Origin of the sequence: Vibrio sp. 10N.261.52.A1 (assembly GCF_002876325.1) — a bacterium.
Classification (GTDB): domain Bacteria; phylum Pseudomonadota; class Gammaproteobacteria; order Enterobacterales; family Vibrionaceae; genus Vibrio; species Vibrio chagasii.
In genome coordinates this window covers 1-8277 of the sequence record NZ_MCYD01000912.1, presented here as the reverse complement: position 1 = coordinate 8277, position 8277 = coordinate 1, and the positions used below count along the sequence as shown (strand labels likewise).

Sequence of the window (8277 nt, the reverse complement as noted above, 5' to 3'; positions counted from 1 at the left end):
TAATGATTCTCATTTAATAGTCAACCACTAAATGATAATAAATCTCATTTAATTTCATTTGACTGATTAATGCCACGAATTCGAGACGTTACTTATGCCAATAGTTGCTTCACGAAATGAATACGATGCTCTCGAATATCCTCTTTTTCTTCCAGTTTTTCGATTTGGTAACCATTCCTCAGTAATAGGCGCAGCATAGCAGGAAACTGATTACGCGATTTCACTTTGAGTTGTTGGTAGCCTTGTTGTTTCACCCACTGTTCTTGCACATCTAATTGAGCCTGTGCGACTCCTTTGTTTCTAGCGAGCGGCGATACACCACCAAACCAACTGTAAAAAGTGTTCGGTTCCAATTCATAGCCGATCTTAAAACCCAGTAGCACGCCCGCTTCTTCCGCGACTAAAATCAAACTCTTTTTGCCTGATAAGCGTTGTGAAAGAGAAGCCACACTCTCTTTTTGAGCAAACTCGTCAATCTGCTCAACAACCGAAACCACTTCTTCCAGTGAGCCTTCACGTACGATGACTGACATACTTTCCCCCCTCATAAACGAAAGGGTTGGCACGACGGCCAACCCTTTAAATACTCTTTTAGCTTAACCTAAAGTCGTTACTTTTCTCTTAGGTGCTCTGCGGCCTTTGCATTGTCTTCAGCTAGCCACTCAGCGACATCTTTAGCAAAGTAAGTTAGGATGCCATCCGCACCAGCACGCTTAAAGCACAGTAGTGATTCCATAACTGTATCGCGCTCTTTCAGCCAGCCGTTTTGAATCGCCGCTTTGTGCATCGCGTATTCGCCAGACACTTGGTATGCATACGTCGGAGCTTGCAGCTCATGCTTCACGCGGCGCACGATATCTAGGTAAGGCATGCCTGGTTTCACCATCACCATGTCCGCACCTTCGTTAAGATCCATAGCGACTTCGTGAATGGCTTCATCACTGTTTGCAGGATCCATCTGGTAGTTCTTCTTGTTACCACCTTTCAGGTTAGACGCACTGCCGACAGCATCACGGAATGGGCCGTAGTAGCACGACGCGTATTTCGCAGAGTACGCCATGATTTGAGTGTGAATATGACCCGCTTCTTCTAGCGCTTCACGAATCTTACCGATACGGCCATCCATCATATCCGATGGAGCAACCACGTCAGCACCCGCTTCAGCGTGAGACAGTGCCTGTTTGATCAGCACTTCTGTTGTCTCATCATTCATCACGTAACCATCTTCATCGATGATGCCATCTTGGCCATGAGTGGTGAACGGGTCTAGTGCGACATCTGTGATAACGCCAATGTTCGGCACATGTTCTTTTAGTGAGCGTACAGCACGCTGAACCAAGCCTTCAGAGTTATGGGCTTCAGCCGCGCATAAGCTTTTAGCATCTTGGTTCACGACTGGGAACAGAGCAATCGCAGGAACACCCAATTTAGAAAGGTAATCCGCTTCCTCAAGCATAAGGTCGATCGACAGGCGTTCAACACCCGGCATAGACTCTACAGGCTCGCGGCGGTCTTTACCCATTAGGATAAACATTGGGTAGATTAGATCATCCACAGACAATTGATTTTCTGCCATTAGGCGACGGCTAAAGTCGTGCTTACGCATACGGCGCATACGGCGACCTGGGAATTGACCTTGAATTGAAACAGACACTAGATTCTCCTTGCCTAGTCTAAGTACCGAAATACTTAGATATGAAAAGTGCTAAATACAGGCAAAAGCATATCACTGATGGCTCAGGACGCTAGCAGTAAAATATAAAACCCACTCAAAAACAGGGAGAAATGGCAAAAAATGACCTTCTCCTCACACTGCCGTATACTCATGGCAACTCAGTAAAGACCGCATTCAGGACAAAACAATGATCGACACCCATGCTCATATTTACGCTAGCGAATTCGATGAAGACCGCGAACAGGTAGTGCAGCGCGCACTGGCTCAAGGTATTGATACGATTCTACTACCAAATATTGACTTAGAATCTATCGAGCCAATGCTAGCAACGGAAGCTCAATTTCCGGAAGTATGTCGTTCAATGATGGGCTTACATCCTTGTTATGTAGATGGAAATATTGAAGAAACACTAAAGACCATTCGCGCTTGGTTCGATAAACGCGACTTTATCGCAGTGGGTGAAATCGGTATCGATCTCTACTGGGATAAAACCTTTAAAGCTGAACAAGAGATGGCTTTCGTTACCCAACTGCAGTGGGCAAAAGAGCTCGACCTGCCAGTGGTGATCCACACTCGCGATTCAATAGAAGAGACCCTGACTCTGCTAAAACAAGAACAAGACGGCAGCTTACGTGGTGTATTTCACTGCTTTGGCAGCAGCCTAGAAGAAGCTCAAGCGATCAATACGCTCGGCTTCCACCTTGGTTTAGGGGGTGTTTCGACCTTTAAGAATTCAGGTATGGATAAGGTGATACCACACCTAGATATGGACTTCGTTATCTTAGAAACAGACTGCCCTTACTTAGCGCCAGCGCCAAACCGTGGTAAACGCAATGAACCTGCGTACACAGAGCTAGTCGCAAAGCGCATTGCAGACCTAAGAGGCATCACTCTAGAAGAAGTTGAAAAAATGACAACAGACAACGCTAAGTCATTGTTTAATTTATAAATAATGTAGATAACCAATTTCTATTGTTTTCAATAAAATTCATTTGTTAAAACAGGGTGACATGTATATTATCAACCGCCTGCATATAGAGGTAGTTAATAATGTGTGACCACTCACAATACTTACAACGTCAGCATCGAACTCTATGGCATAAAATCTTGGGCATTAAAGAGCTCTATGTATGTCAGAACTGTGGCTATCAGTTGAAAATTCGATAACGAAGAAGAATAAAAAAGCGGCCTAGGGCCGCTTTTTTTATTCTTTGATTTTTGCTGCAGAGCTCTGACTTACGATTCCGCTTCTTCTTCATCAGCATCAGGCTTACGCACATAAAAGCGAGCGAAGAACAGACCGATCTCAAACAGGATACACATTGGAATCGCCAACAGTGTTTGAGAAATCATATCTGGTGGTGTCAGCATCATACCGATAATAAAAGCACCCACGACAATGTAAGGGCGCTTCTCGGCTAGCGCTTTAGGTGTCGTTGCACCCGTCCAACACAACAAGATAATCGCCACTGGTACTTCAAAGGCAATACCAAAAGCAAAGAACAGTGCGAGTACAAAATCAAGATAACTCGATATGTCCGTCGCAAACTCTACCTGCCCTAACGAGATAGCCGTAAAGAAGCTGAATACCAATGGGAATACCACGAAGTAAGCAAACGCCACACCACAGTAAAACAACAGAGAACTTGAAGCCAAAAGTGGCATGATCAAGCGCTTCTCATGCTTGTATAAACCCGGAGCCACAAAAGCCCACACCTGATACAAAATAAACGGCACCGCAACAAACACAGCAGCAATTAACGTTAGTTTTAAAGGTGTGAAAAATGGCGATGCAACATCGGTTGCGATCATCGTCGCCCCTTCAGGTAGACGATCTACCAAAGGTGCTGATACGAATTCATAAATATCATTAGCAAAATAAATTAGCCCGATAAACACGACTAAAACGGCAAGAATCGAACGTAGTAGTCGATTGCGGAGTTCTAGAAGGTGACTAATTAAAGGCTGTGTCTGCTCAGTCGAAGACATTTCAAACCTCTTAAACAGGAAGATCGAAAAGGAGCCGCATGTACCTGGCGACCCCTCCTTGCGAGACTATTCGGCTTTCTTATCTGACGGTGCTGAAGCTTCACTGTTCACCTGAATGGTTTCAGATTCCACAGTTTCCGTGACACTAGGTTTAGTCTCACTTGGCTTATCAGACTCAGGCTTAGCGTATGGACGTTGAACTTCAGCAGCGGCCTGCTTGAGTTCATCGACTGACGCTTTAAGGTCTGGAGATAAATCTTCCATACCCATTTGTTCCGCCTTGCGTAGATTTTCTTGTAGCTCTTGCACCTTAAGCTCGTGAGAAAGTTCATCTTTCACACTGTTTGCCATACTTTTCGCCGCACCCACAAACTTGGATACACTGCGAATTGCTACAGGCAAACGCTCAGGCCCTAGAACCACTAACCCAACGACAGATATTAATACCAGTTCCCAAAAACCGATATCAAACACGATTTACGCCTGCTCTTTGTCTTTCTTTGTTTCAGCAGTCGCTTCTGTCTTCTGCTGTTCAATATTCTTTGGTTCGAAGTCTGCGTCTTTCTTATCTGCAGGCTTTTCATCATCGCTCATTGCTTTCTTGAAGCCTTTAACCGCTGAACCTAAGTCACCACCCATACCGCGCAGTTTCTTCGTTCCGAATAGCAAAATTACAATTACAGCAATGATTAGAAGTTGCCAAATACTGATACCACCCATTGTCATTGTCCTCGGGTCTGTCTACACAAAAAAATATAAAGAGAGTCTACTGTCTAACGACGGTAAGCTCGCCAACTAAGCAGCCAAAATGTGACACCTGCGATGCCACAGCCCATAGATAGCTGCTCATAAGGGCTTGAAACTAATATTGCGGAGCATACGACTAAAGTGGCTCCAACGCCAAACAAAAACTTTCCAGTTGCTTGCTGACGCTTACTCTCTCGGTAACCTTGGTAAAGCTGATCCATTCTGTGGTTCATCGCTTTACCTTGGCGCAAGCTGTCATAAAGTAACTCTGGCAGCTCTGGCAGTTTTTCTGCCCAGAATGGCGCTCGCTCTTTCACTGCGTTAATCACAGCTTGCGGCCCCACCTGATTCATCATCCAAGTTTCAAGGAAAGGCTTTGCTGTTTCCCACAAGTCGAGTTGTGGATACAACTGACGACCTAACCCTTCAACATACAACAAGGTCTTCTGCAGAAGTACCAACTGAGGCTGAACCTCCATGTTGAAACGTCTTGCTGTATTAAATAAGTTTAGCAACACATGGCCAAATGAGATCTCACCCAGTGGCTTGGCAAAGATCGGCTCACACACCATGCGGATCGCGAACTCGAAATCGTTCACATTGGTATCGTGCGGTACCCAGCCCGAATCAACGTGCAGTTCTGCGACTTTACGATAATCTCGGTTGAAGAAAGCCAGCAAGTTTTCAGCTAAATAACGCTTATCTTCACTGTTGAGTGTGCCGACAATGCCACAATCGAGGCCAATCCACTGAGGGTTGTCAGGATTCTCAGGGTTAACGAAGACGTTCCCCGGGTGCATGTCGGCATGGAAAAAGCTGTCTCGGAACACTTGGGTGAAAAATACTGTCACACCACGTTCCGCCAGCAGTTTCATGTTGGTGCCGTTGGCTTTTAAGGTCTCAACATCTGATACCTGAATACCGTAAATACGCTCTGATACCATCAAGGTTTCGCTGCTTAAATCAGGAATCACCTCAGGAACGTATAACTCTTCGCTGCCTTCAAAATTACGACGCAGTTGAATGGCATTTGCAGCCTCTCGGCGTAGGTCCAATTCATCAAGTAAGGTTTTTTCGTACTCGTGAACTACCTCTACCGGTCTTAAACGACGTGCTTCAGGAAGCGACTTAGCGACTATACTCGCCATTCGATGCATCAGTTTTAGATCTGCATCAATCACCGGGCGAATATCTGGTCGAATTACCTTCAGAACTACCTCTCGGCCGTTCTCTTTTAACTTCGCGGTATGCACCTGAGCAATAGACGCTGAAGCAAGCGGTGTAATATCGAAGTCAGTAAACCAGTTGTCTAAACTGCCACCCAGTGCCTTCTCCATATCTTGCTTAGCCAATTCACCATCAAACGGCGCCACCTGGTCTTGCAAAAGTGCCAACTGATCAGCGATATGAGGAGGAAACAGATCACGCCGTGTCGACATCATCTGTCCAAACTTAATCCACACTGGCCCTAGCTCTTGCAAAGCCAGACGTAGACGATGCCCTAACTCTTTATCTTTGTGCTTGTTCTTAATCCAAAACAGTGACTTTCTCGCCAACAAAGGCGCTTTGGTCAATTGGTGCTCTGGCATCAGTTCATCAAGGCCATATTCCAACTGTACCTTGATAATATGATAAAGACGTTTCAGTTCTGTTGGGGTCATGCTTTCTCCAACAGAGCGTTCAACTTAGCTTCAAGGCGTGCAGCTGAGCTTTTTACGTCATCAACCTGATCGCAAAAATGTGCCACCTCTAATGGCGCAGGAGCAATTTTCCACTCTTCAGTCAGAACCTGAGCGAAGTGATTCTGATGTTTTGTTGCCTGCTTTGCCACAAGGCCACCAACGTTCTTAACGCCTTGTACCAAGGTATGAGCTACCACATCACCTGTCACGCGAGACAACCACTCTTCCAAGTCGGGTTTGCAGTCTGTCATCAGCTGAGAAAACTTCTGTGCCAACTGAATATCACCTTCCAAAATCAGCTTATCTTGCTTGATAAGCTTAGTAATATTCGATTGTTCACGGAGTTCTGGCAATACAGATAGATTCAAAGATAAGTAGCAATCAGGTTGCCCTTCGTATTCTGACAACACATCAATTTGTTGGCTAAAAACGAACGTAAGTGTTTTATTCAACTCTTTCAAATTGACTTGAATGATCTGCCCTTTTAAACGAGACAAACGACGAACCAGTGCTGGATCATCGTTTACTAGCGTATTCAAAGAGGTTTCAATAACCGCGGTTACCAATGGATCAAATGGCATGACTGTCCTTACCTTTGAAAACGGATAAGCCTTAACCTATCCGTTCTATCTTTATTCTTATTTTCTATCTAACACGCTCAAAGCGCTTGCTACCAAGTTCAACTAGAACTTGTAACCTCGGTGCAGCGCAACAATGCCGCCCGTTAGATTGTAGTACTTCGTATTCTCAAAACCCGCTTCTTGCATCATGCCTTCCAGCGTTTCTTGGTCTGGGTGCATGCGGATAGATTCTGCAAGGTAACGGTAGCTGTCTGCATCGTTAGCAATCAACTCACCCATTTTTGGCAATAGGTGGAATGAGTACGCATCGTACACTTTAGAAAGCGGCTCAAGCACTGGCTTAGAAAACTCTAGAACCAATAGACGCCCACCCGGCTTAAGCACGCGGTACATAGAACGAAGTGCTTTATCTTTATCGGTTACGTTACGCAGACAGAAGCTGATAGTAATGCAATCGAAGTAGTTGTCTGGGAAAGGCAACTCTTCAGCGTTCGCTTGTACGTAATGTACGTTGCCAACAATACCGCTATCACGCAGCTTATCGCGGCCAACATTCAGCATTGAATTGTTGATATCAGCAAGAACTACGTGGCCTTTTTCACCAACGATACGCGAGAATTTCGCCGTCAGGTCACCAGTACCACCACCAAGGTCTAGAATACGCTGACCAGGGCGAACGCCACTGCAATCAATCGTGAATCGTTTCCACAAACGGTGAACACCACCCGACATTAAGTCATTCATGATGTCGTATTTAGCGGCTACAGAGTGAAATACCTCTGCTACTTTCGCGACTTTTTCGTCTTTCGCGACTGTTTCGAAACCAAAGTGTGTGGTTTCTGACTCTACTGCTGAATTTGTCTGCACGCTTGTGTCCATAATGCTGTTATCTACCATGGTAAGTTCTCATCGACAGCACACTCTGTGTTTAGAGGCGCTGCGGCCGATTAGTTTACTTTATCCTCAGCGGGTTGTCTTTCTACTAAGGGGGCATTTTCTGAAAAAGCCTCATTTTGCGCCATTTCTGCCAAACCAATAGAGATAGGTTTCTTCACCTCAACACCTAATTGCTTGAAGCTTTCCGCCTGACGAATCACGTTGCCTCGACCTGTTACTAGCTTGTTCATCGCGCCTTGGTAGCTTTGATTGGCCCTATCTAGCGAGCTGCCAAGACCTTCCATATCATCGACAAACAGGCGTAGCTTGTCGTAAAGCTTGCTCGCGCGTTCGGCAATCACCTGAGCGTTCTGGTTTTGCCTTTCATTGCGCCACAAGTTATCAATGGTACGCAGTGCCACCAGCAAAGTAGTTGGACTGACCAAGATGATGTTTTGCTCCATCGCGTCTTTCACCAAGCTAGGGTCAGCTTGAATCGCCACTTGGAATGCAGGTTCAACGGGAATAAACATCAGTACGTAATCCAAGCTTTGGATGCCTTTAAGCTGATGATAATCCTTCTGGCTCAGGCCTTTGATGTGCGCTCTCAGTGAGACCAAGTGATCACGTAATGCGGCATCACGCTGCTGATCGGTTTCGGCATTGAAGTAGCGCTCAAAAGCAACCAACGCCATTTTAGAATCGACCACCACTTGCTTATCTTGTG

General features: G+C 45.5%; 10 protein-coding genes. 1 reads left to right on the top strand and 9 read right to left on the bottom strand.

What is annotated here, in order from left to right:
- Window positions 1-92: 92 nt before the first annotated feature.
- Together BCT81_RS19725 and hemB are read right to left on the bottom strand one after the other, a co-directional pair.
- A complete protein-coding gene (locus BCT81_RS19725) occupies window positions 93-533 on the bottom strand; it encodes a GNAT family N-acetyltransferase (protein ID WP_102425555.1) in 441 nt (146 codons plus the stop codon).
- A 77-nt stretch (window positions 534-610) separates the two neighbouring features.
- A complete protein-coding gene (gene hemB, locus BCT81_RS19720) occupies window positions 611-1654 on the bottom strand; it encodes a porphobilinogen synthase (protein WP_004741486.1) in 1044 nt (347 codons plus the stop codon).
- Between the two features lie 208 nt (window positions 1655-1862).
- Here hemB and BCT81_RS19715 point away from each other — a divergent pair, with 208 nt between their 5' ends.
- Window positions 1863-2624 carry a TatD family hydrolase gene (locus BCT81_RS19715; RefSeq protein WP_102425554.1) on the top strand — a complete coding sequence of 254 codons (762 nt, stop codon included), beginning with the start codon at window positions 1863-1865 and terminating at the stop codon, window positions 2622-2624.
- A gap of 287 nt (window positions 2625-2911) precedes the next feature.
- Here the strand turns inward: BCT81_RS19715 and tatC are convergent, their stop codons facing one another.
- The 7 genes from tatC to rmuC form a co-directional block, all read right to left on the bottom strand.
- Complete coding sequence (gene tatC / locus BCT81_RS19710) at window positions 2912-3664, bottom strand: twin-arginine translocase subunit TatC (RefSeq protein WP_102425553.1); 753 nt, start codon at window positions 3662-3664, stop codon at window positions 2912-2914.
- Window positions 3665-3730: 66 nt separating this feature from the next.
- Window positions 3731-4138 (bottom strand): Sec-independent protein translocase protein TatB, encoded by a 408-nt coding sequence (gene tatB, locus BCT81_RS19705; RefSeq protein WP_061033095.1) that lies wholly within the window; start codon window positions 4136-4138, stop codon window positions 3731-3733.
- 3 nt (window positions 4139-4141) lie between these two features.
- Window positions 4142-4384 (bottom strand): Sec-independent protein translocase subunit TatA, encoded by a 243-nt coding sequence (tatA, locus tag BCT81_RS19700; RefSeq protein ID WP_008218506.1) that lies wholly within the window; start codon window positions 4382-4384, stop codon window positions 4142-4144.
- A gap of 53 nt (window positions 4385-4437) precedes the next feature.
- Window positions 4438-6072, bottom strand: a complete 1635-nt coding sequence (gene ubiB, locus BCT81_RS19695; RefSeq protein WP_102425552.1) for a ubiquinone biosynthesis regulatory protein kinase UbiB — start codon at window positions 6070-6072, stop codon at window positions 4438-4440.
- Complete coding sequence (locus BCT81_RS19690) at window positions 6069-6674, bottom strand: SCP2 domain-containing protein (protein WP_004740977.1); 606 nt, start codon at window positions 6672-6674, stop codon at window positions 6069-6071. The genes ubiB and BCT81_RS19690 overlap by 4 nt, the downstream gene beginning before the upstream one ends.
- A 102-nt stretch (window positions 6675-6776) precedes the next feature.
- On the bottom strand, window positions 6777-7556 hold the full coding sequence (gene ubiE, locus BCT81_RS19685; protein WP_032554326.1) for a bifunctional demethylmenaquinone methyltransferase/2-methoxy-6-polyprenyl-1,4-benzoquinol methylase UbiE: 780 nt from the start codon (window positions 7554-7556) through the stop codon (window positions 6777-6779).
- Between the two features lie 65 nt (window positions 7557-7621).
- On the bottom strand, window positions 7622-8277 hold a 656-nt coding region (rmuC, locus tag BCT81_RS19680), incomplete at its 5' end, for a DNA recombination protein RmuC (RefSeq protein ID WP_133152664.1).